The following is a 22,641-nucleotide window of genomic DNA, read 5'->3' on the forward strand; positions in this document are numbered from 1 at the left end:
AACGGGCCGGGAAAGGAAGACGACCGGGGCCGCCACCCCCCACAGGAGAGGCCCCGGTCGTCGTCTACGGAGCCGCAGCACGGCCCCGTACTCCGTTCAGCGCCATACAAGCGTTTTCTGTCACACCACCGCTCATGTCCCAAGTTGGTTGCAGGTTGCACAAAGAGCGGACGAACGTGGACGGGGCGGCGGAGAAGGACGTAGCGTCTCCTGCGTGCCAGCCGGTGCGGCGGTGTGACCAGCCGTGATGAGCAACAGCCGTGATGACGAACAGGGTGGGGAGTGCTGGGGGAGGACGCGGAGCTGACAACCGCGGTGCTCGCTGCGCAGAACGGGGACGAGGACGCCTTCCGTACTGTGTACCGCACCGTGCATCCCCGGCTCCTCGGCTATCTGCGTTCGCTCGTCGGTGACGCCGACGCCGAGGACGTCGCCTCGGAGTCCTGGCTCCAGATAGCCCGTGACCTCGACCGCTTCAGCGGCGACGCCGACCGGTTCCGCGGCTGGGCCGCCCGGATCGCCCGCAACCGCGCGCTCGACCACATCCGGATGCGGGGCAGGCGCCCCGCCAGCAGCGGCGACGAGACCGAACTCACCGACAAGCCCGCCGCGTGCGACACCGCGGACGAGGCACTGGAAGCACTGGCCACCGGCGACACCATGCATCTCATCGCCCAACTCCCGCAGGACCAGGCCGAGGCCGTCGTCCTGCGCGTCGTGGTCGGCCTGGACGCCAAGAGCGCCGCCGACACCCTGGGGAAGCGCCCCGGCGCGGTACGGACGGCGGCCCATCGAGGCCTCAAGCGGCTCGCCGAACTCCTCGGCGTCGAGGGCGACGGCGGCGCGCCGCCCCTCGGGGGCGTACCGCCGCAGCGCGGTCGCAGACCGGGGGCTCCGGCCCCCGGTGGTGTGACGCAATCGCGCGCGCGTACGCAGAAGGACATGTGATGGCCGACGAGCGGTACCAGTGGCTCGACCAGGACGCCGCGGAGCGGTTGCTGCGCGGTGAGCCCGTCGACGCCGTCGACGATCACTCCCGTGCCGAGGCCGAACGCCTTGCCCAGGCCCTCGCCGCGGCCCGCCCGCACCCCGTCCTTCGGGCGGCGGACGCCGAACTCCCCGGCGAGGCGGCCGCCCTGGCCGCCTTCCGTAAGGCCGCAGCCGAACGCGGCCGGGCGGTGCGCCCCGCCGCGCACACCTCCCACGCCGTGGCCGAACTCGACGCGGTACGGATCACCCGGGCGCACGGCGCCCGGAGCTGGGGCCGCTCGTTGCGGTACGGCCTCGCCGCGGCGGTCGCCGCCGTGGCGGTCGGCGGAGTCGCCGTCGCCTCCGGCACCGGCATGCTGCCCTTCACCACGGACGGCCCGACTCCGGCCGGTTCCGTCTCGGCCGCGGACACCCCCGGCCCGATCGCCTCGAACAGCCCGGACTCCTCACCGTCCCCGGGCCCGCACGCCGACACGGGTACGCCCTCGGCGCCGCCGGCCGGTGACAGCGGCTCAGCCTCTCCCGAGACGTCGTCCACGCCCCCGGCCATAGCCGGTCCGGGCGGTACGGGCGCGTCGGAAGGCCCGGGCGGCAAGGGTGACGTCACCCCGGAACCGGGGACCAGCGGCGGACCGGCGGACCAGGGCGGCGACCCGTCCCGCGACAGGCTCGTCAAGGCGTGCAAGGACTTCCGCGCCGGACGCATCGACGACACCGCCAAGGACAGACTCGCGAAGTCGGCCCGTGACGGCGAGACCGTACGCCGCTTCTGCGACCGCCTCCTGGGCGGCAAGCCCACCAGTTCGGGCGGCAACGCCGGCGGTGAGGGTGACGAGGACTCCTCGGGCGAGGGTGATCGAACGGGCTCCGAGGGCCGCGGCGACGGCGAGAGCGGCCAGTGGGGCGACTGGCGGGACGACGCCCGCCGCACAAGCGCTCTGCGCGCTCCGGACCTCGCCCCCGACCGCGCCCGGGACCTGGTCGCGGTCGCCTCGATGAACACGGTGTGACACTTTTCGGCCCGTCGGCGCAGTACCTAGTGAGCCGACTGGTCATCGGCCGCGCGTGAGCCGGGGTTCCCCCCGTACCTTCGGCTCCGCGCACCCGGCGCGGGTGGGACACGTTCCCCCGGTCCCACCCGCGCCCCTTTCAACGACAGCCGCGCACGACTACCAGTGCACGACGACCTTGTCGCCGACCTTCACCTTGTCGAAGAGCGCCGCGATCTTCCCCTTGTCCCGGACGTTGACGCAGCCGTGCGAGGCCCCGTTGTAGCCCCGGGCCGCGAAGTCCGCCGAGTAGTGCACCGCCTGGCCCCGGCTGAAGTACATCGAGTACGGCATCGGCGTGTGGTACAGCTTCGACCAGTCGTTACGGACCTTCCGGTCGACCTGGAAGATGCCCTCGCGGGTCGGGGTGTTCTCCGAACCGAAGCGCACGTCCATCGACGAGACGACCTTGCCGTCGATCATCCAGGCCAGCGTCCGGGTCTCCGCGTATGACGGAAGAACGGCGCATCTGTGCCCCCCCGGGAATCAGCGTGTGTACCTATTGGATGCTTCCCGCGCGCCCTTGGTTGCGCACACCGCGGAAGCGCGGACCATGCTGTGACATAGCTGAGATCGACCTGGGAGACAGAGCGATGGCGCGCGAGTCGGAGTCGGGACTTCCCATCGAGCCGGTCTACGGACCGGACGCCCTGGCCGGGTGGGATGCCGCGGAGAAGCTGGGCGAGCCGGGCTCGTACCCCTTCACGCGCGGGGTGTACCCGACGATGTACACGGGCCGGCCCTGGACGATGCGGCAGTACGCGGGCTTCGGCACCGCCGTCGAGTCCAACGCCCGCTACCGGCAGCTGATCGCGCACGGCACGACGGGCCTGTCCGTCGCCTTCGACCTGCCGACCCAGATGGGGCACGACTCCGACGCGCCGCTCGCGCACGGCGAGGTCGGCAAGGTCGGCGTCGCCATCGACTCGATCGACGACATGCGCGTGCTGTTCGACGGGATCCCGCTGGACAGGGTCTCCACGTCGATGACCATCAACGCGCCCGCCGCGCTCCTCCTGCTCCTCTACCAACTGGTGGGCGAGGAGCAGGGCGTCCCGGCGGAGAAGCTGACCGGCACCGTCCAGAACGACGTGCTCAAGGAGTACATCGCGCGGGGCACGTACATCTTCCCGCCCAAGCCCTCGCTGCGGCTGATCGCCGACATCTTCAAGTACTGCGGGGCCGAGATCCCGAAGTGGAACACGATCTCGATCTCCGGCTACCACATGGCCGAGGCCGGGGCCACGCCCGCGCAGGAGATCGCGTTCACCCTCGCCGACGGCATCGAGTACGTCCGTACGGCGGTGGCGGCGGGGATGGACGTGGACGAGTTCGCTCCCCGGCTCTCCTTCTTCTTCGTGTCCCGTACGACGATCCTGGAGGAGGTCGCCAAGTTCCGGGCGGCCCGGCGGATCTGGGCGCGGGTGATGCGGGACGAGTTCGGCGCGCGGAACCCCAAGTCGCAGATGCTCCGCTTCCACACCCAGACCGCCGGGGTGCAGCTGACGGCGCAGCAGCCGGAGGTGAACCTGGTGCGGGTGGCCGTCCAGGGCCTGGCCGCCGTCCTGGGCGGTACGCAGTCGCTGCACACCAACTCCTTCGACGAGGCGATCGCGCTCCCGACGGACAAGTCGGCGCGGCTCGCACTGCGGACGCAGCAGGTCCTCGCGTACGAGACGGATGTGACGGCGACCGTGGACCCGTTCGCGGGTTCGTACGCGGTGGAGCGGATGACGGACGGGGTGGAGGCCGCCGCCGTGGAGCTGATGCGGAAGGTCGAGGAGCTCGGCGGCGCGGTCGGCGCGATCGAACGCGGCTTCCAGAAGGGCGAGATCGAGCGCTCCGCGTACCGGATCGCGCAGCAGACCGACAGCGGGGAGCGGGTCGTCGTCGGCGTCAACCGCTTCACCGTCGACGTGGAGGAGCCGTACGAGCCGCTGCGCGTCGACCCGGCGATCGAGGCCCAGCAGGCGGAGCGGCTCGCGCGGCTGCGGGCCGAGCGCGACGGGGCGGCGGTGGCCGCGGCGCTCGCGGCGCTGAAGCGGGCGGCGGAGGGCACGGCGAACGTCCTCCACCCGATGAAGGACGCCCTCAAGGCGCGGGCCACGGTGGGCGAGGTCTGCGGCGCGCTGCGCGAGGTCTGGGGCACGTACGTCCCGACCGACGCGTTCTGACCCCGTCCAGGCCTCTCCCGATCTTCCGCGATACGAAACAGGAGCGCGGACTGTCGTACCCACGTGCGAGACTCCGGACCATGCTGGGTGTCACCGATCTTCCGACCTATCTCGTGGGCCTCGTCCTCATCATCCTGCTCCCGGGGCCGAACTCGCTGTACGTGTTGTCCGTCGCCGCCCGCAAGGGCACGCGGACCGGGTACAAGGCCGCCGCCGGCGTCTTCACCGGCGACGCGGTCCTGATGACGCTGGCCGCGCTCGGCGCCGCCTCGCTGCTCCAGACCACGCCGCTGCTCTTCATGATCGTGAAGTACGCGGGCGCGGGCTATCTGGCGTGGATGGCGTACGGGATGATGCGGGCGGCCTGGGCGATGTGGCGCGACCGGAACGACGCGCACGACGAGGCGAGCGAGGCGACGCCGGCCGAGGCCGGGGAGAACCCGTACCGCCGGGCGCTGATCATCAGCCTCTTCAACCCCAAGGCGATCCTCTTCCTCATCTCGTTCTTCGTGCAGTTCGTGGACCCCACGTACGCCTACCCGGCGCTGTCCTTCCTGGTGCTCGGCACGCTCCTGGAGATCGGCAGCTTCCTCTACCTCACGATGCTGATATTCGGCGGGACGCGGCTCGCCGCCACGTTCCGCCGCCGCAGGCGCCTCTCGGCGGGCGCGACCTCCGCCGCGGGCGCGCTCTTCCTGGGCTTCGCCGCGAAGCTCTCCCTCAGCAGCGCCGCCTGACCCTGACACCGGACGCACCGACGCCCCGGGGCTCAGGCCCCGGGGCGTCGGTGTCGTCCGTCGTGCGTGCTCAGCTCACTTCGCGAGCGCGCGCTTCAGCTTCAGCGCGCGGCGCGCCAGGCGGCGGACCCGGGGGTGGCGGGGGACCGGGAGGCCGCCCGGGAGGCCCAGGACGGTGAGGCGGCGGCGCTTGAAGCAGTGCCGCGTCCGCTCCGCGAGCGGGCCCGCCAGGTGACGGACCGCCGCGCCCCGCAGATCCGGCCGGATCTTGGGCTGCATCGCGTAGCCGACCGCCGCGACCAGGCCCGCGAGGCCCTCCGCGTCCCAGGCCGGGGCGGCCGCCGAGCCGTCCTCCAGGTCGGGGACGAGCACGTCGACCAGGGTCGCCGGGATGCGGTTGCTGTTCTGGAACGGGGTCAGCCGCTCCAGGAGCATCCGGGTGCCGACCCGGGCCACCGGGATCCCGTAGAAGGCCTGCGCCGTCATCAGCGCCGTCGAGAAGCAGCCGACCACGAGCGCGGGGCGCTGCTCCCGGTACACCACCTCGGCGAGCACCGGCCGGTCGAGGACGGTCAGTTCGGCACCGAGCGCCGCCGCCTCCTGGGCGAGCCGCCGGGTCCAGGCGTCCGGCGCCGTGGGGTGCGGCTTGAAGACGAGCCGCCGGTGCCCGCGGGCGATCGCCCCGCGCACCATCCGTACGTGCAGCTCCTCCTCCTCGGCCGGCGTGAGCAGCGAGAGCGCCGCCAGGTACTGGCCGAGCAGCAGCGCCGGACCGTCCTCCTCCGCGGCCGGACCCGCGGTGTCCGCCAGCTCGGCGACCACCTTGGTGAAGGCCTCCGTAGGCACCACCTCGGCCGTCGGCCCGAACTCGCCGAGCAGCAGCGGCGCGAGCCCCGGCACCAGGTCGAGGTGGAGCAGCCGCCGGACCCGCTCGCCGACCAGCGGGTCGATCTTGTTACGGGTGGGGCCGTAGCTCATCAGGCCGTCGGCGTACACGTCGATCGCCGCCTCGGGGAACAGCCGGGCGATCGTCAGCGCCGGTGCCACCTGGATCGACTCCAGGGCGATCTCGAGCCGGTCGTCGCCGAGCTCCCACAGCCGCCGCAGATGACGTTCGAGCAGCGGGATGTCGTCGCCGCGCGGCGACCAGCCGGCCGGGTGGAGCGGCTCGATCGCGTCGTTCCAGGACAGCACGGCGTCGAACCTGCCACGCAGCTTCTCGAAGCCGGGCATCTGGTCGAGGGAGGGCGTGGTCTCCGGTACCGCCGCGTTGTTGCCGACGAGCAGCAGCCGCCGGTCGGCCGGGCCGAAGCAGCCGCTGTCCAGGGCGGCGGCCAGCGTCGTCGCGCCGTACAGGGTGGAGGCGTAGAAGATCTGGGTGGTCCTCACGCGGCGGCCCCCGAGCCCTGGGTCTGGGCGAGGGAGCCCGCGCGGCGCCGGCGCAGCTTGCGCAGCACGCCGGCCCGCTGCTCGTCCATCGAGGACAGGGCCTCGTCGAGCACGTCCTGCGGCATGCGCCGCAGCGCCGCCGCACTCATCGAGCGCAATTTCTTCGCCACCGCCGGTTCGAATCGTTCTATGGAGGAGACGTGGTGCGAAATGAGTGCGCAATACGTACGGACGGCTTTCGGAAGAAGCCGGTCCGCGTCCACGTCGTTCGCCGTTTCGTCGATCACCTGATCGAAGGCCCGGATGAAATCGAGTTGGCGAATGTCGCCGATCTGCGTGAGCGAGGTCGAGACCCCGCGCCGGTAGAAGATCCCGAGCGTGCTCACCGCGGCGAACGACTCCGCCTCCCGGTGCAGTTTCCAGATCCACGGCCGGTCCTCCGCCGTCCGCAGACCCGGCGTGAAGTGCAGCAGCCCGCGGTCGAGGAGTCGTCGGTGGTACATGCCCGCCCAGGCGTACGGATAGTCGACCGAGGTCGTCCGGTGGGCCGGCAGGATCGCGTCCCGCGGCCGCAGCACCTCGTTCCGGCGCCCGATGGGGGCCCGCTTCACCGACCGGGCCCGGCCCGTGTTCACCACGTGGTCGGTACGGAGGAAGTCGACGTCCAGCTCCTCCATCGCGGCGACGAGCCGCTCTAGGTGGCCGGGCGAGAGCCAGTCGTCACCGTCGAGGAAGGTGAGGTACTCGCCCCGGGCGGCGTCGAGGCCGGTGTTCCGCGCGGTCGCCAGCCCCTCGTTCTGCTCGTGTCGGAGCAGGACGGCCCCCGGGATCTCGCGCGCGGCCCGTTCGAGGATCTCCGGCGTCCCGTCCGTCGAGCAGTCGTCGACGAGCAGGAATTCGAAGTCCTCGCGGGCATTCGCGCGCAGGCTTGTCAGGGTGTCGGGGGCATATGTCTGCACGTTGAAGAACGGCACGACGACGGAGAGCTTGACCACCCGGCCGACGCTAGGCGCCGGTCCGGCCTTCGTTCTGACCGGCAGAGGGATGTTCGGTGAACACGAAGCGGCGGGCGCCTTAACCGCCCCCGATACTGACCGTTTTCAGCGTGCGGAGAGGCTCTGTTCACCGTTTGTTGTGTCTCAGTTGGGCCAGCGAACCCCGTGCCTAATTAGCGTCCTCGACGTGCCAGCAAGTACCCATGAACGAGTACGCGTCGCCGTACTCGCCGACTCCGACACCCGGTGGAAATGGGGCGCGCTCACCGCGCGCCGTATAGCGGCTTCCGAGCCCACCGGATTCGTTCTGCGAGGTCGGGCCACTCCCACCGCGCGCCAGCTCGCCGAGACCGGGGTGTCCGACACACCCCCGCGCGAGGTGACGGGCGCGGAGTTCCTTCGTGAGGTACGGGACGGAGAGTACGACCTCGTCGTGCTCGCTCTCGTCGGCGGCACGGTCCGCGCGGTCCTCCAGGGGATCGCCGACCTGGGCCTGGAACGCCGACCGGTCATCGCCACCGGCTATGTCGGAGTCGTCTACGAGAAGCTCGCCGACGGTCTCCTGCTGCGCCACGGCGCCGACGTCGTCCTCGCCAACTCCCGTCACGACGCGGAGCGTTTCCGCGCCGTGTACGAAGGAGTGGGCGCCGACGCCTCCTCGGTGGTCGAGGCCGCGCTGCCGTTCCTCGGCGGCGCGCCCTACGCACCCGAGGCCGGCCGGGACACCCTCGTCTTCGCCGCCCAGCCGTCCGTGCCGGTCACCCGGGCCGACCGCGCGTACCTGCTCCGCAGGCTCGTCGAGCACGCCCGGACGCACCCCGAGCGCGAGGTGCTGCTGAAGCTCCGCTCCAGGCCGGGCGAGCACACCACGCACCTGGAGGAACTGCCGTACCAGAAGCTGGTGCGCGACCTGGACACCCCGCCCAACTTCCGCCTGGTCTACGGGCACATGGGCGAGGTCCTGGACCGCACCGACCTGCTGGTCACGGTCTCCTCGACGGCCGCCCTCGAAGCGCTCCACCGGCGGATCCCCACGGCGATCCTCACCGACATGGGCGTCCGCGAGGTCCTCGGCAACCACCACTTCATCGGTTCGGGGCTGCTGACCTCCTTCGACCGGCTCGACGCCGACGTGCGCCCGGAGGCGGACGAGGAGTGGCTGTCCCGGCAGGGCGTCGCCTCCGACGGCGGCTACGAGAAGGCCTTCGACGCGGCTCGCGAGCGGGTCGCCGAGCTGCTCGCCGGCCCGGCGCTGCCCCCGATCAACCCCTACTACACAGCGGAGTCGGCCCCCGGGTACCTGCCCGGGATCCTCGCCCGCCACCGCCTGGACGTGACCGGTCCGGAGACCCGCGACAGCGGGCTGCGCCGGATCGTCCGGGAGGCGGCGCGGGGCGCGTACCGCCACGGCGTCCAGCGCGTGGCGCCCGTCATCCGCCGGCTTGGAGAACTCTGATGACCACGACCGTGCTTGCCGTCATCCCGGCGCGGGGCGGTTCCAAGGGCGTCCCCGCCAAGAACCTCGCCCCGGTGGCGGGCGTGCCGCTGGTCTCCCGCGCGGTCCGCGCCTGCCTCGGCGCCCGCCTGGTCACCGACGTCGTCGTCTCCACGGACGACGCGGCCATCGCCTCGGCGGCCCGCGCGGCCGGCGCGGAGGCGATCCACCGCCCGGCGGCGATCGCGGGCGACACCGCGACGAGCGAGTCGGCCGTCCTGCACGCGATGGACGCCTTCGAGGCGACGAACGGGCGCCGTGTGGACGTGGTCCTCCTCGTCCAGTGCACCAGCCCCTTCATCACGGCGGAGGAGGTCAACGGCACCGTCGAGAAGATCCTCACCGGCGGCGCCGACACGGCCTTCACGGCCGCCCCGACCCACGGCTTCCTGTGGCGGGAGACCCCCGAAGGCGCCACCGGCGTCAACCACGACAAGGCCTTCCGCCCCCGCCGCCAGGACCGGGAGCCCGAGTACCTGGAGACCGGCGCCGTCTACGCGATGGCCGCCGAGGGCTTCCGTACCCACAGCCACCGCTTCTTCGGCCACACCGCGCTGGTCGTCACCGACCCCGCCCGGGTCCAGGAGATCGACGACCCGCACGACCTGGCCCGCGCCCGCGCCCTCGCGCCGCTGCTCGACACCCCGATCGTCCCCGGCTTCGGCGACATCGACGCCGTGGTGCTCGACTTCGACGGCACGCAGACGGACGACCGCGTCCACCTCGACTCCGAGGGCCACGAGTTCGTCTCCGCGCACCGCGGCGACGGCCTCGGCATCTCGGCCCTGCGCCGCGCCGGCATGCCGGTCCTGATCCTCTCGACCGAGCAGAACGCCGTCGTCGCCGCCCGCGGCCGCAAGCTCCAGATCCCCGTCCTGCACGGCATCGACCGCAAGGACCTCGCGCTCAAGCAGTGGTGCGAGGAACAGGGCATCGACCCGCAGCGCGTCCTCTACGCCGGCAACGACGTCAACGACCTCCCGTGCTTCCACCTCGTCGGCTGGCCCGTCGCGGTGGCGAGCGCGCACGACTCCGTACGGGCCGCCGCCCGTGCGGTGACCCTCACCCCCGGTGGCTCCGGGGCCGTCCGCGAGATCGCGGCCTGGCTCCTCGGGCCCGAGCTCAACTCCCCCAACTCCTAAGGAACACCAGAACCATGAGCAACCGCCTCCGCACTTTCGGCAGCAAGACCGCGGGCCCCGGCCAGCCCGTCTACGTCACCGGTGAGATCGGCATCAACCACAACGGCGAGCTCGACAACGCGATCGCGCTCATCGACGTGGCCGCCGAGGCCGGCTGTGACGCGGTGAAGTTCCAGAAGCGCACCCCGGAAATCTGCACCCCGCGCGACCAGTGGGACATCGAGCGCGACACCCCCTGGGGCCGGATGACCTACATCGACTACCGCCACCGCGTGGAGTTCGGCGAGGACGAGTACCGCGCCATCGACGAGCACTGCAAGAAGCGCGGCATCGACTGGTTCGCCTCCCCGTGGGACACCGAGGCCGTCACCTTCCTGGAGAAGTTCGACGTCCCGGCCCACAAGGTCGCCTCCGCCTCGCTCACCGACGACGAGCTGCTGCGCTCGCTGCGTGAGACCGGCCGCACGGTCATCCTCTCCACGGGCATGTCCACCCCGAAGCAGATCCGCCACGCGGTCGAGGTCCTCGGCTCGGACAACATCCTGCTCTGCCACGCCACGTCGACGTACCCGGCCAAGGCCGAGGAGCTCAACCTGCGCGTGATCGACACGCTGAAGGAGGAGTACCCGAACGTCCCGATCGGCTACTCCGGCCACGAGACCGGCCTGCAGACCACGCTGGCCGCCGTCGCCCTCGGCGCCACCTTCGTCGAGCGTCACATCACCCTCGACCGCGCCATGTGGGGCTCCGACCAGGCCGCGTCCGTCGAGCCGCAGGGCCTGCAGCGCCTGGTCCGCGACATCCGCACGATCGAGACCGCGCTCGGTGACGGCGTCAAGAAGGTCTACGAGTCGGAGCTCGGCCCGATGAAGAAGCTCCGCCGGGTTCAGGGGTCTGTCGCCGTATGACCACCCAGCTGGCGTTCGTCGAGAGCCCCGTCCAGCTCCTGAACGTCCTGGAATGGGCTCACGCCCAGTCCGCGGGCGCCGGGGCCGCGATACACGTCAGCACGGGTGTGGGCAATCGTCCCGCAGGGCGGGACGGGGGCGCACACCCCGAAGACGGCGCCGCACCTTCGGGCGCCGCCGCCAGCACGGGGAGCGGGACGGAGGCCACCGCCCACGCGGCGGCCACCGCCCACGCGGCGGCCACCGCCCACGCGGCGGCCTCCGCCCCCGCCTCGCCCGTATCGGCCGGTGACGACACGGACGACGACGACAGCGCGGTCCCCGTGACCGTCGTGCCCGCTCGGACCGGGCTCACGCTCGTCGTGCTCTCGCCGACCGACCCGATGTCGCGCGGCCAGTTGCGCCGGATGGCGCAGCTGGCCCGCGACGACGGGTTCACCGTCCGCTGGCAGGACGCCCGCGGCGGACGCGGCTCGCTCGCGCAGACCCTGCGGGAGCTCGCCCCGCTGCTGCGCTCCGCGGAGCGGGTGATCGTCGGCGACCCGTTCTCCCGTTACGTCCAGCTCCTGCTGACCCTCTTCGCGCCCAAGCACCTCACCGTCGTCGACGACGGCACCGCCACCATGGAGTACGCCGCCCAACTGGCCCGTGGCGAACGCCTCGTGCGCTGGCACCGGCGCGGCAGCAGCCGCGGGCCGCGCGAGCTGGTGCTCGCCCCGGTCACCGCCGCCGCCCGCCGCAAGCTCGCCCCCAACCGGCGCCGTACGGTCGAGATCTTCACCTCGCTGCCGGTCGAGGCGCCGCCCGGCACGACCGTCACCCAGAACACCTTCGCCTGGACGCGGTCCCGCTTCGGCCCGCCCCGCATCACCAAGGGCGCCGACCTGGTCGGGACCTCGCTCGTCGAGACGGGCGTGGTCGACCCCGACCAGTACGCGCTCGCCGTCGCCGAGCTGGCCCGCACCCACGGCGCGACCCGCTACTTCGCGCACCGCCGCGAGGCCACCGAGAAGCTGCACCGGATCGCGGTGGAGACCGGTCTGGAGATCGTCCGGCCCGATCTGCCGCTGGAGCTGATCGCCCGGCGCGGCCCGATCGGCCGTACGGTGGTCAGTTTTCCCTCGACGGTCGTGCACACCCTGCCGCTGGCCCTGGTCGGCACGGGGGTCAAGGTCGCGGTCTGCGAGATCGCGCCGGAGTGGCTCAAGGAGAACGCCTCCCCGCGGGCCCAGGGCTTCCTGGCCGGCGTCACCGGTACGGCGGCTCACGAGGTCGACCGCCTGACCGCGCAGGCCCACTCCTCGTCCGCCGCACAACGGCTCGAATTCGGATGAGCTTACCCACAAGGGATGGTCGTCAAGCCTGCGGAACGGAGATTCTTTCCCCTATCGGGCTGAACTTTTCGTGATCAACGGGCAGTTGATCTCTGAAGGGGCCTACCCTTCAAAAGGTGAACCAGTTGAAGTCCCGTGAGCCCGGCTCCGTCGCCCTGCCCGGAACGCTGTCCGCGTCGCTGCGCGCCGAACTGATCGCCTTCCGCCGCGACTTGCACATGCACCCCGAGCTCGGCAACCAGGAGTTCCGTACGACCGCGGCCCTCAAGGCGCGCCTGGAGGCCGCGGGACTCGCGCCGAAGGTACTCGCGACGGGCACGGGACTCGTCTGTGACATCGGCACCTGGGACCGAAGCAGGCCCATGCTGGCGATCCGCGCCGACATCGACGCGCTGCCGATCCCGGACGTCAAGACCGTCCCGTACCGCTCCACCGTGCCCAACCGGGCCCACGCGTGTGGCCATGACGTCCACACCACCACCGTTCTCGGCGCCGGCCTCGTCCTCGCCGAGCTCGACCGGCAGGGGCTGCTGCCCAACGCCGTACGGCTGATCTTCCAGCCAGCCGAGGAGGTGCTGCCCGGCGGCGCCGCCGACGCCATCGAGTCCGGCGTACTGGACGGTGTCGGCCGGATCATCGCCGTGCACTGCGACCCGAAGGTGGACGCCGGCCGGATCGGGCTGCGCCCCGGGCCCATCACCTCCGCCTGCGACCGGCTCGAAGTCACCCTCGACGGCCCCGGCGGCCACACGGCCCGCCCGCACCTCACCACCGACCTGGTCACCGCCGCCGCCCGGATCGCCATCGACGTCCCCGCGCTGCTCGCCCGCCGCGTCGACGCCCGCTCCGGGCTCGCGGTCACCTGGGGCCGGATCGAGGCCGGCCACGCCTGCAACGTCATCCCGCAGCACGCCGAGCTCTCCGGCACGGTCCGCTGCCTCGACCTGCCCGGCTGGCGCGACGCCCCGGACCTGGTGCACGCGGCCATCGACGAGATCGCCACCCTGCACCGCGCCAAGTCGACCATCAACTACGTCCGCGGTGTCCCCCCGGTCGTCAACGACCCGGTCATCACCGAGCTGCTCCACGACGCGATGACCGCCCGCCGCGGCCCGTACGCGATCGAGGACACCGAGCAGAGCCTCGGCGGCGAGGACTTCTCCTGGTACCTGGAGCACGTCCCGGGTGCGATGGCCCGGCTCGGCGTCCGCGTCCCCGGCGACACGACACGCCGCGACCTGCACGCCGGTGACTTCGACGTGGACGAGGAAGCGATCGAGGTCGGGGTCGAACTCTTCACAGCGGCCGCCCTGATCGACTCCGCGCCGAAGCACTGACCGTCCGGCCCCACCCGGCCACCCGGACGGCCGAAACATGGTTCATCCGTTCGGCCCAATGGCCCGCGCGTCGTCGCGCGGGCCCGGCCCGAACCCCCGCACCGTCGTGTATAACCGGCGGTGCCCGGTCGGACGCCATACGTGGTCCTGCTGGCCGGTTCGCGACGATCCGATAACGACTCATGAACGGGTCTTTAACTGACATCTACGCGCGTTACGATCGCCGCGAAACCAGCGCCGGAAGAGGCGCTTTCGGTCAGTCTCGAAGGGACCCTCCTCTTGCGCCGGGTATCCAAGATCGTTTCCGCGTCCATCGCGACCGCGGCCCTCGCTCTCACCGCCACCGCTTGTGGCGAGTCGTCCACCGACTCTGGTTCCGACTCCGACACCATCAAGGTCGGTATGGCCTACGACGTCGGCGGCCGTGGCGACAACTCGTTCAACGACTCCGCCGCCCGTGGCCTCGACAAGGCCAAGGCCGACCTGGGTGTCGAGACCAAGGAGCTCACCGCCAAGACCGGTGAGACCCCGGCCGACCGTGAGCAGCGCCTCACGTCCCTCGCCGAGGGCGGCTTCAACCCCGTCATCGGCGTCGGCTTCGCCTACAAGGACGCGATCGACAAGGTCGCGGCCAAGTACCCGAAGGTCACCTTCGGTCTGGTCGACTCGGTCTCCGAGGAGAAGAACGTCGACTCGATCGTCTTCACCGAGGAGCAGGGCTCGTACCTCGCCGGTGTCGCGGCCGCGCTGAAGTCCAAGGACGGCAAGATCGGCTTCATCGGCGGTGTCGACACTCCGCTGATCAAGAAGTTCGCCGCCGGCTTCCAGCAGGGCGTCAAGGAGACCAAGCCGGACGCCTCGGTCACGATCCAGTACCTGTCCACCGGTACGGACTTCTCCGGCTTCGGCGCCCCGGACAAGGGCAAGGCCGCCGCCAAGGGCATGCTCGACAAGGGCATCGACGTCATCTACGCCGCCGCGGGCGGCTCGGGTGCCGGCGCCATCGAGGCCGTCGCCGCCAAGCCGGGCACCTGGGCGATCGGCGTCGACTCGGACCAGGCCAAGGACCCGGCCCTGTCCAAGTACGCCGGCTCGATCCTGACCTCGGTCGTCAAGAACGTCGACACCGGTGTCTTCGAGCTCATCAAGTCCGTCCAGGACGGCAAGCCGATGACCGGCACGCACACCTACTCGCTCGCCGAGAACGGTGTCTCGCTGACCACCACCGGTGGCCACACGGCTGACATCCAGGCCCAGATCGACGAGGCCAGGAAGAAGATCGTCGACGGCACGATCAAGGTCAAGACGACCCTCTGACAGCCGTCGGAGGGGGCCCGGAGAGTGGCTGCGGCCGACACTCCGGGCCCCCTTCACACGTACCCCCGTGGGCAGTTGAACGATTTTCCTGATGCTACGCGCGTAGCGCGCGGCCCACAGGGTATTTTTCGCCACCGACAGCGCCTGCGTTGCCCGCCTCATCCTCCTCACGCTCCCTGCCTAGGAGAGTGCGTCATCAAAGCCTCCAGCCCCAGCAGTCCGAACGCCGTAGAACTCCGCGGCATCACCAAGCGTTTCCCCGGAGTCGTGGCCAACCACGACATCGACATCACCGTGCGCCGCGGCACCGTGCACGCCCTCGTGGGCGAGAACGGCGCGGGCAAGTCGACCCTGATGAAGATCCTCTACGGCATGCAGAAGCCGGACGAGGGCACCATCACGGTCGACGGCGAGCTGGTGACGTTCCACAACCCCGGAGACGCCATCGCCCGCGGTGTCGGCATGGTGCACCAGCACTTCATGCTCGCGGACAACCTCACCGTCCTCGAGAACGTCGTCCTCGGCTCCGAGAAGCTGTACGGCATCGGGGACAGGGCGCGCGCGAAGATCAAGGAGATCTCCGACGCGTACGGCCTCGGCATCCGCCCGAACGCCCTCATGGAGGACCTCGGGGTCGCCGACCGCCAGCGCGTGGAGATCCTCAAGGTCCTCTACCGCGGCGCCCGCACCCTGATCCTCGACGAGCCGACCGCCGTGCTCGTCCCGCAGGAGGTCGACGCGCTCTTCGACAACCTGCGCGAGCTCAAGGCCGAGGGTCTGACCGTCATCTTCATCTCGCACAAGCTGGGCGAGGTCCTGTCGGTCGCCGACGAGATCACCGTCATCCGGCGCGGTACGACGGTCGGCACCGCCGACCCGAAGCACACCACCACCAAGCAGCTCGCCGAGCTGATGGTCGGCACGGAGCTGCCGTCGCCGGAGACCCGCGAGTCGACGGTCACGGACGTGCCGATGCTGACGGTCCAGGACCTGTCGCTGAGCGCCGTCGACCCCGACGGCGTGGTCCGCGCGGTCCTCGGCGGCATCACCTTCACCATCCACAAGGGTGAGGTGCTCGGCATCGCGGGCGTCGAGGGCAACGGCCAGTCCGAGCTCGTCGACACGATCATGGGCATGCGCAACGCCGACCGCGGTGTGGTGACCCTGGACGGCAAGGACATCTCCGCCGCCCCCACCCGCAAGCGGCGCGAGGACGGCATCGGCTGCATCCCCGAGGACCGCCACCGGCACGGTCTGCTCCTGGAGGCCCCCCTCTGGGAGAACCGCATCCTCGGCCACGTCACCGAGCGGCCCAACTCCAAGGGCGCCATCCTCGACCTCAAGGGCGCCCGCAGGGACACCGAGCGGATCGTCCGCGAGTACGACGTCCGTACCCCCGGTATCGACGTCACCGCGGCCTCCCTCTCCGGCGGAAACCAGCAGAAGCTGATCGTCGGCCGCGAGATGAGCCACGACCCCAAGCTGCTGATCGCCGCCCACCCCACCCGTGGCGTGGACGTCGGCGCGCAGGCGCAGATCTGGGACCAGATCCGTGCGGCGCGCCGGGAGGGCCTGGCGGTCCTGCTGATCTCCGCCGACCTGGACGAGCTGATCGGCCTCTCCGACACCCTGCGCGTCATGTACCGCGGGCGTCTGGTCGCCGACGCCGATCCGGCGACCATCACCCCGGAGGAGCTCGGCTCGGCCATGACCGGCGCCGCCGCCGGTCACCTTGAGCACGATGAGAGCCCTGAGGGCACCGACGGCCCGGAGGACGAGGCCCGATGAAGAAGTTCGACAAGGAGCGGGTGCTCCTCGGCGTCGCGGCACCACTGCTCGCGATCGTCGCCGCCTTCCTGATCACCGCCCTGGTGCTCGCGGTCACCGGCAAGGAGCCGTTCAGCGCCTTCGGGATCATGTTCGACTACGGCATCAAGTCGGACAGCCAGGTCTACATCATCAACAAGGCGACGACGTACTACCTGGCGGGCATCGCGGTGGCCATCGGCTTCCGCATGAACCTGTTCAACATCGGTGTCGACGGCCAGTACCGGCTCGCGGCCTTCTTCGCCGCCGCCGTCGGTGGCGCGCTGACCCTGCCGGGGATCGTCCAGATCCCGCTGATCATCGTCACCGCGATGATCGTCGGAGCCATGTGGGCGGGCATCGCCGGCATCCTGAAGACCACCCGCGGTGTCAGCGAGGTCGTCTCCACGATCATGCTGAACTTCATCGCGACCGCGATCATCGGCTATCTGCTCCAGCCCGGCCGTCTCGGCCACCTGGACGCGGCCGGTACGAAGGTGGCGACGACCCCCCTGCCGGAGTCCTCGCGCTTCTTCGACTTCCCGACCACGCCGACCCCGGTCTACGGCTTCGTCGTCGTCGCGGCCGTCGCGGGCATCGCGTACTGGTTCACGCTCTCCCGCACCCGCTTCGGCTTCGACCTGCGCACCGTCGGCCAGTCCGACACGGCCGCCGCGGCCAGCGGTGTCAACGTCAAGAAGATGGTCGTCACCTCCATGCTGATCTCCGGCGCCATGGCCGGTCTGATCGGTATGCCGACCCTGCTCAACGACTCGTACGAGTTCGGCGGCGACTTCCCCGTCGGCATCGGCTTCACCGGTATCGCCATCGCCCTGCTCGGCCGCAACCACCCGATCGGCATCGCGCTCGCCGCGATCCTCTGGGCCTTCCTGGAGCGCGGCGGACAGCAGCTGGAGTTCGAGGAGTACGACCGGGAGATCGTCGGCGTCATGCAGGGCGTCATCGTCCTCTGCGTCGTCATCGCCTACGAAGTCGTCCGCCGCTACGGCATCAGGCGCCAGCAGCGTCAGGTCGGCGAGAAGCTCGCGGCCCAGGCCCGTTCCAACAACACAACGGAGGTGTCGGCGTGACCGCCACGGCGACTTCCACCCCGCCGCCCGCCGCGCCCAAGGCGGCCGGCGGCAAGGGCGGCCGCACCCGCCTCTCCCTCCCCTGGATCCTGCTGATCGTCGCGGCCGGGCTCATCGCCCTCTCCGCCGTCCGCGCCATCACCGGGGCACAGGACCTCACCTCGGCCGGCCAGATCAGCGCCGCGCTCTCGCTCGCCGTGCCGATCGGCCTCGCCGGTCTCGGTGGTCTGTGGTCCGAGCGCGCGGGCGTGGTCAACATCGGCCTCGAAGGCATGATGATCCTCGGCACCTTCTTCGGTGCCTGGGCCGGCTGGCAGAGCAGCCCCTGGATCGGCATCCTCGCCGGCATCGTGGGCGGCATGTTCGGCGGCCTGCTGCACGCGCTCGCCACCGTCACCTTCGGCGTCGACCACATCATCTCCGGCATCGCGATCAACATCCTCGCGGTCGGCATCACCACCTACTTCGCCAAGCTGTGGTTCAACAGCGGCGAGGCGGCGGCCAAGGGCGGCAGCCCCAAGCAGTCCCCGCCGGCCGGCGACATCACCTCGGTCACCATCCCGGGCCTTTCCGACTGGCTGGCCGACATCGAGAAGCACCACTGGTTCCTGATCTCGGACATCGCCGGCATCCTCGGCGGCCTGGTCACCAACCTGTCGGTGGTCACGATCCTCGCCGTGGTGCTGGTGATCGGCACGTTCTTCGTGCTGTGGAAGACGTCGTTCGGTCTGCGCCTGCGCTCCTGCGGTGAGAACCCGATCGCCGCGGAGTCCCTCGGCGTCAACGTGTACAAGTACAAGTACATCGCCGTGATCGTCTCCGGCGGCCTCGCCGGTCTCGGCGGCGCCTTCCTGTCGCTGGTCACCTCGCACATCTACAACGAGGGCCAGACCGGTGGCCGCGGCTACATCGGCCTCGCGGCGATGATCTTCGGCAACTGGCGGCCGGGCGGCCTCGCCATGGGCGCGGGCCTGTTCGGCTTCGCCGACGCGCTCCAGCTGCGCAGCGGCGGCGAGTCCGTGCACGCGCTGCTCCTGCTGCTGTTCGCGGTCCTGGTGGCCATCGCGGCCTGGAAGGCGTACCAGAAGCGCTGGATCACCTCCTCGATCGCCGTCGTCATCGGTGTCGGCGTCTTCATCTGGTACCTCGGTACGGACACGGTCCCGGTCGAGTTCGTCAGCGCCACGCCGTACGTGGTCACGCTGCTCGTGCTCTCGCTCTCCGCGCAGCGCCTGCGGATGCCCAAGGCGGACGGCATGCGCTACCGCAAGGGCGAAGGCAAGTGACCACGCCCGTGACGGAGGCCGACTGGGAGGCTCTGCGGGAGGAGGCACGGGACGCCATGTCCCACGCCTACGCCCCGTACTCGGGCTACCCGGTCGGCGCGGCCGCCCGCGTCGACGACGGGCGCACGGTCTCCGGCTGCAACGTGGAGAACGCCTCGTACGGCCTGAGCCTGTGCGCCGAGTGCGGGCTCGTCTCGCAGCTCCACGCGACCGGCGGCGGCCGCCTGACGCACTTCGTCTGCGTGGACGGCCAGGGCGAACCCCTGGTGCCGTGCGGCCGGTGCCGGCAGCTCCTGTACGAGTTCGGCGGCCCCGCGCTCGTCCTGGAGACCCCGGCCGGGCGGATGACGCTGGACGAGATGCTTCCGCAGGCATTCGGCCCGGACCACCTCGCCAAGTAGCACCTAGGAGCGGCCCTTCCGGCACGATGGGGGGCCGCTCCTCCTTTTCCCCTCCCTCCCCTCTATGCGCGTAGAAAGAGGCACCACCATGGACGTCATCTCCGTCATCCGCACCAAGCGGGACAAGGGCGAGCTGAGCCCGGAGCAGATCGACTGGGTCATCGACGCCTACACCCGCGGCGTGGTCGCCGACGAGCAGATGTCCGCCCTGGCCATGGCCATCCTGCTCAACGGCATGAACCGCGCGGAGATCGCCCGCTGGACCGCCGCGATGATCGCGAGCGGCGAGCGCATGGACTTCTCCTCGCTCTCGCGTCCGACCTCGGACAAGCACTCCACCGGCGGCGTCGGCGACAAGATCACCCTGCCGCTGGCCCCGCTGGTCGCCGCCTGCGGCGCGGCCGTGCCGCAGCTGTCGGGCCGGGGCCTCGGCCACACCGGCGGCACGCTCGACAAGCTGGAGTCGATCCCGGGCTGGCGCGCGCTGCTCTCCAACGAGGAGATGCTGAACGTCCTGGACACCACCGGCGCGGTCATCTGCGCGGCGGGCGACGGCCTGGCGCCGGCGGACAAGAAGCTCTACGCGCTGCGCGACGTCACGGGCACGGTCGAGGCGATCCCGCTGATCGCGAGCTCGATCATGTCGAAGAAGATCGCGGAGGGCACCGGCTCGCTGGTCCTGGACGTGAAGGTCGGCTCGGGCGCGTTCATGAAGACGATCGAGGACGCGCGTGAGCTGGCTTCCACGATGGTGGGCCTGGGCACGGACAGCGGCGTGAAGACGGTCGCGCTCCTGACGGACATGTCGACCCCGCTGGGCCTGACGGCCGGCAACGCCCTGGAGGTCCGCGAGTCCGTCGAGGTCCTGGCGGGCGGCGGCCCGGCGGACGTGGTCGAGCTGACGATCGCGCTGGCGCGCGAGATGCTCGCGGCGGCGGGTCTGCCGGACGCGGACCCGGCGAAGGCGCTGGCGGACGGCTCGGCGATGGACGTCTGGCGCCGCATGATCGCGGCCCAGGGCGGCGACCCGGACGCGATGCTCCCGGTGGCGAAGGAGCAGCACGTGGTGACGGCCGCGTCCTCCGGTGTCCTGACCCGCCTGGACGCGTACGACATCGGCATCGCGGCCTGGCGCCTCGGTGCGGGCCGCGCCCGCAAGGAGGACCCGGTCCAGGCGGGCGCGGGCGTCGAACTCCACGCGAAGCCGGGCGACCGGGTGACGGCGGGCCAGCCGCTGCTGACCCTGCACACGGACACCCCGGAGAAGTTCGACTACGCCCTGAAGTCCCTGGACGCCTCGTGGGACATCGCCCCGGAGGGCACGTCGTTCACCGCGAACCCGATCGTCCTGGACCGCATCGCCTGAGGCATATACCCCTGACACGTTTGGGTGAACGGGACCGGTGGACCTCCACCGGTCCCTTTCGGCATGCTGGGATCGGTGACGCACCGATTGAGGAGACCGCCATGAGCGCACTCGCTGTCGAGCCCGAGCCCACCATGGGCGACGGTTGGGACGAATTGGTCCGGATCTGTGAGGAGACGGACGCCCCCGAGGGCTGCAAGGTGGAGATCATCGAGGGGATCGTCACCGTGTCACCGCCGCCGGCCAACCAGCACAACAGCATTGCCGCCAAGATTCATCGGCGTCTGATCCAGAGGATTCCCGAAGACTGGAACGTCTATCAGACACTTGGTCTCGCGCTGCCCGAACAGTCAGGCATGTACATCCCGGACCTGGCGGTCGTTCCCGAAGTGGCCGTCGACGAGGAACCCGGACACTTCGTTCCGGTTGCCGTGGTTGAACTCGTCGTGGAGATCACCTCGAAGTGGAATGCGAACCACGATCGGATCGAGAAGCTGCGCGGCTACGCGACCGCAGGCGTACCGCTCTACCTGCTCGTCGACCGCTGGCACTCCGGCCGCCCCACCGCGACCCTTTACGGCGAACCGAAGAATGGCCTGTACAGGGTCCTGGACGTCGTCGAGTTCGGCCGCGAGATCCGCATTCCCGCCCCCTTTGACCTCACCGTCGACACCTCCGAGTTCCCCGTCAACTGAGCCCCCGCCACGCCTCTTGGGCAGTCAACTCCCGTGCCAGGCCCCGCTGTTCGGCTTCCGTGGCTGGTCGCAGGCCGGACGGGAGGGCCACCCCCCAGGCCGGCCCACGTCCGGGCAGGGCGAGATCCCTCAGGCGTACACCGTCGCCGTCAGACCAGCGGCTCCCCGAGCAGCTTCGGCAGCTGGCTCATGTCGTCGAAGACCACCGTCCCCGCCCCCGTCAGCCGGTCCGCCCGGGTCAGGCCGCCGCAGTAGCCGAAGGCGCGCATTCCGGCCGAGCGGGCCGCCTGGACGCCGTACGGGCTGTCCTCGACCACCGCGCAGCGCTCGGGCGGGACGCCCATCGTGGCCGCGGCGTGGAGGAAGAGTTCCGGGGCCGGCTTGCCCCGCGCGACATCGCGGGCGCTGAAGATCCGGCCCTCGAAACGGTCCTGGAGGCCGACCCGCGTCAGGTTGCGGCGGATCGTGGCGTGGCTGCCGTTCGACGCCAGGCAGAAGGGGACCTCCAGATGGTCCAGCGCGTCCGTGACGCCCTTGACCACCGTCAGCTCCGCGTCCAGCGCCGCGTCGTACAGGTGCCTGTACGCCTGGTGCCAGCCGGGCTCCAGGGAGCGCCCGAGCCTCTCCTCCAGGATCGCCGTCAGCATCTCGCTCGACGAGCCGACGAACTGCTCGACCACCTCGGCCTCGGTGAACTCCGCGCCGAGCGAGGCGAAGACCTCGCGGTCCACCCGGCAGTAGATCCGCTCGCTGTCCACCAGGACGCCGTCACAGTCGAAGATCACCAGTTCCACCATGGGCCGCAGCCTAGGGGCTCCGATGAGTTCCGGCCGTGGCGCAGGTCTCCTTGGTGTGGACACCAGTCAACCGCTCGTACTGACCCTTGCCGCCCGGGCCACCCCCGAGGAGGTCGCGCGGCTGTGCGCACTGCTCGAAGGGGCGGCGCCCACCGACGTGATCTGCGACGTCAGTGGGCTGACGCACGCCGATCTCGCCGCCGTGGACGCCCTCGCCCGGCTGCGGCTCACCGCCGGGCGCCTCGGCCACCGGCTCACGTTCCGGGGCACAGGCGGGGAGCTGCGCATGCTCCTCGGCCTCGTCGGCCTCGCCGACACCGTCCTGTAAACGG

Annotated in this window: 21 protein-coding genes; 17 read left to right on the forward strand and 4 right to left on the reverse strand. The window is 70.9% G+C overall.

The genetic code is table 11. The features are described 5' to 3' along the window. Positions 1 to 282: 282 nt before the first annotated feature. Complete coding sequence (locus tag Q5762_RS10490; RefSeq protein ID WP_315891731.1) at positions 283 to 948, forward strand: RNA polymerase sigma factor; 666 nt, start codon at positions 283 to 285, stop codon at positions 946 to 948. After that, positions 948 to 2,000 (forward strand): hypothetical protein, encoded by a 1,053-nt coding sequence (locus tag Q5762_RS10495; RefSeq protein ID WP_315891732.1) that lies wholly within the window; start codon positions 948 to 950, stop codon positions 1,998 to 2,000. The genes Q5762_RS10490 and Q5762_RS10495 overlap by 1 nt, the downstream gene beginning before the upstream one ends. A gap of 159 nt (positions 2,001 to 2,159) precedes the next feature. Here the strand turns inward: Q5762_RS10495 and Q5762_RS10500 are convergent, their stop codons facing one another. Continuing rightward, positions 2,160 to 2,471 carry a L,D-transpeptidase gene (locus Q5762_RS10500; protein ID WP_399494870.1) on the reverse strand — a complete coding sequence of 104 codons (312 nt, stop codon included), beginning with the start codon at positions 2,469 to 2,471 and terminating at the stop codon, positions 2,160 to 2,162. Positions 2,472 to 2,632: 161 nt separating this feature from the next. Between Q5762_RS10500 and Q5762_RS10505 the strand changes: the two genes are divergently transcribed. After that, the gene (locus Q5762_RS10505; RefSeq protein WP_315891733.1) at positions 2,633 to 4,213 is read left to right on the forward strand and encodes a methylmalonyl-CoA mutase family protein; all 1,581 of its coding nucleotides are present in this window, start codon (positions 2,633 to 2,635) and stop codon (positions 4,211 to 4,213) included. An 80-nt stretch (positions 4,214 to 4,293) separates the two neighbouring features. Continuing rightward, entirely contained in the window at positions 4,294 to 4,950 is a 657-nt protein-coding gene (gene leuE, locus Q5762_RS10510) for a leucine efflux protein LeuE (RefSeq protein WP_315891734.1), read from the forward strand. 75 nt (positions 4,951 to 5,025) lie between these two features. Here the strand turns inward: leuE and Q5762_RS10515 are convergent, their stop codons facing one another. Continuing rightward, positions 5,026 to 6,339 (reverse strand): polysialyltransferase family glycosyltransferase, encoded by a 1,314-nt coding sequence (locus Q5762_RS10515; RefSeq protein ID WP_315891735.1) that lies wholly within the window; start codon positions 6,337 to 6,339, stop codon positions 5,026 to 5,028. Then, positions 6,336 to 7,334: a glycosyltransferase family 2 protein gene (locus Q5762_RS10520; RefSeq protein WP_315891736.1), complete on the reverse strand. Its 999-nt coding sequence runs from the start codon at positions 7,332 to 7,334 to the stop codon at positions 6,336 to 6,338. The genes Q5762_RS10515 and Q5762_RS10520 overlap by 4 nt, the downstream gene beginning before the upstream one ends. Before the next feature lie 187 nt (positions 7,335 to 7,521). Here Q5762_RS10520 and Q5762_RS10525 point away from each other — a divergent pair, with 187 nt between their 5' ends. The 12 genes from Q5762_RS10525 (at position 7,522) to Q5762_RS10580 (ending at position 21,512) form a co-directional block, all read left to right on the forward strand. Then, positions 7,522 to 8,790, forward strand: a complete 1,269-nt coding sequence (locus Q5762_RS10525) for a DUF6716 putative glycosyltransferase (protein WP_315891737.1) — start codon at positions 7,522 to 7,524, stop codon at positions 8,788 to 8,790. Beyond that, positions 8,790 to 9,971, forward strand: coding sequence for an acylneuraminate cytidylyltransferase (locus tag Q5762_RS10530; protein ID WP_315891738.1), 1,182 nt, complete (start codon positions 8,790 to 8,792; stop codon positions 9,969 to 9,971). Before Q5762_RS10525 ends, Q5762_RS10530 begins: the two co-directional genes overlap by 1 nt. Positions 9,972 to 9,985: 14 nt before the next feature. Further along, positions 9,986 to 10,879, forward strand: a complete 894-nt coding sequence (locus Q5762_RS10535; RefSeq protein ID WP_315891739.1) for an N-acetylneuraminate synthase family protein — start codon at positions 9,986 to 9,988, stop codon at positions 10,877 to 10,879. Next, entirely contained in the window at positions 10,876 to 12,213 is a 1,338-nt protein-coding gene (locus Q5762_RS10540) for a hypothetical protein (RefSeq protein ID WP_315891740.1), read from the forward strand. The genes Q5762_RS10535 and Q5762_RS10540 overlap by 4 nt, the downstream gene beginning before the upstream one ends. Positions 12,214 to 12,329: 116 nt before the next feature. Next, complete coding sequence (locus Q5762_RS10545; protein ID WP_315891741.1) at positions 12,330 to 13,550, forward strand: amidohydrolase; 1,221 nt, start codon at positions 12,330 to 12,332, stop codon at positions 13,548 to 13,550. A 279-nt stretch (positions 13,551 to 13,829) separates the two neighbouring features. After that, entirely contained in the window at positions 13,830 to 14,867 is a 1,038-nt protein-coding gene (locus tag Q5762_RS10550) for a BMP family ABC transporter substrate-binding protein (protein WP_315891742.1), read from the forward strand. A 144-nt stretch (positions 14,868 to 15,011) separates the two neighbouring features. Beyond that, the gene (locus Q5762_RS10555) at positions 15,012 to 16,655 is read left to right on the forward strand and encodes an ABC transporter ATP-binding protein (RefSeq protein ID WP_399494872.1); all 1,644 of its coding nucleotides are present in this window, start codon (positions 15,012 to 15,014) and stop codon (positions 16,653 to 16,655) included. Then, complete coding sequence (locus Q5762_RS10560; protein ID WP_315891743.1) at positions 16,652 to 17,764, forward strand: ABC transporter permease; 1,113 nt, start codon at positions 16,652 to 16,654, stop codon at positions 17,762 to 17,764. Before Q5762_RS10555 ends, Q5762_RS10560 begins: the two co-directional genes overlap by 4 nt. Next, the gene (locus Q5762_RS10565) at positions 17,761 to 19,050 is read left to right on the forward strand and encodes an ABC transporter permease (RefSeq protein WP_315891744.1); all 1,290 of its coding nucleotides are present in this window, start codon (positions 17,761 to 17,763) and stop codon (positions 19,048 to 19,050) included. Before Q5762_RS10560 ends, Q5762_RS10565 begins: the two co-directional genes overlap by 4 nt. After that, positions 19,047 to 19,451 carry a cytidine deaminase gene (locus tag Q5762_RS10570; RefSeq protein ID WP_315891745.1) on the forward strand — a complete coding sequence of 135 codons (405 nt, stop codon included), beginning with the start codon at positions 19,047 to 19,049 and terminating at the stop codon, positions 19,449 to 19,451. Before Q5762_RS10565 ends, Q5762_RS10570 begins: the two co-directional genes overlap by 4 nt. 88 nt (positions 19,452 to 19,539) lie before the next feature. After that, positions 19,540 to 20,817 (forward strand): thymidine phosphorylase, encoded by a 1,278-nt coding sequence (locus Q5762_RS10575; RefSeq protein WP_315891746.1) that lies wholly within the window; start codon positions 19,540 to 19,542, stop codon positions 20,815 to 20,817. A 101-nt stretch (positions 20,818 to 20,918) separates the two neighbouring features. Further along, positions 20,919 to 21,512: a Uma2 family endonuclease gene (locus Q5762_RS10580; RefSeq protein WP_315891747.1), complete on the forward strand. Its 594-nt coding sequence runs from the start codon at positions 20,919 to 20,921 to the stop codon at positions 21,510 to 21,512. Between the two features lie 149 nt (positions 21,513 to 21,661). Here the strand turns inward: Q5762_RS10580 and Q5762_RS10585 are convergent, their stop codons facing one another. Beyond that, entirely contained in the window at positions 21,662 to 22,309 is a 648-nt protein-coding gene (locus Q5762_RS10585) for an HAD family hydrolase (protein WP_315891748.1), read from the reverse strand. Positions 22,310 to 22,364: 55 nt separating this feature from the next. Here Q5762_RS10585 and Q5762_RS10590 point away from each other — a divergent pair, with 55 nt between their 5' ends. Further along, complete coding sequence (locus Q5762_RS10590) at positions 22,365 to 22,637, forward strand: STAS domain-containing protein (RefSeq protein ID WP_315891749.1); 273 nt, start codon at positions 22,365 to 22,367, stop codon at positions 22,635 to 22,637. Positions 22,638 to 22,641: the final 4 nt, after the last annotated feature.

It is taken from the genome of Streptomyces sp. P9(2023) (assembly GCF_032436795.1).
Taxonomy (GTDB): domain Bacteria; phylum Actinomycetota; class Actinomycetes; order Streptomycetales; family Streptomycetaceae; genus Streptomyces.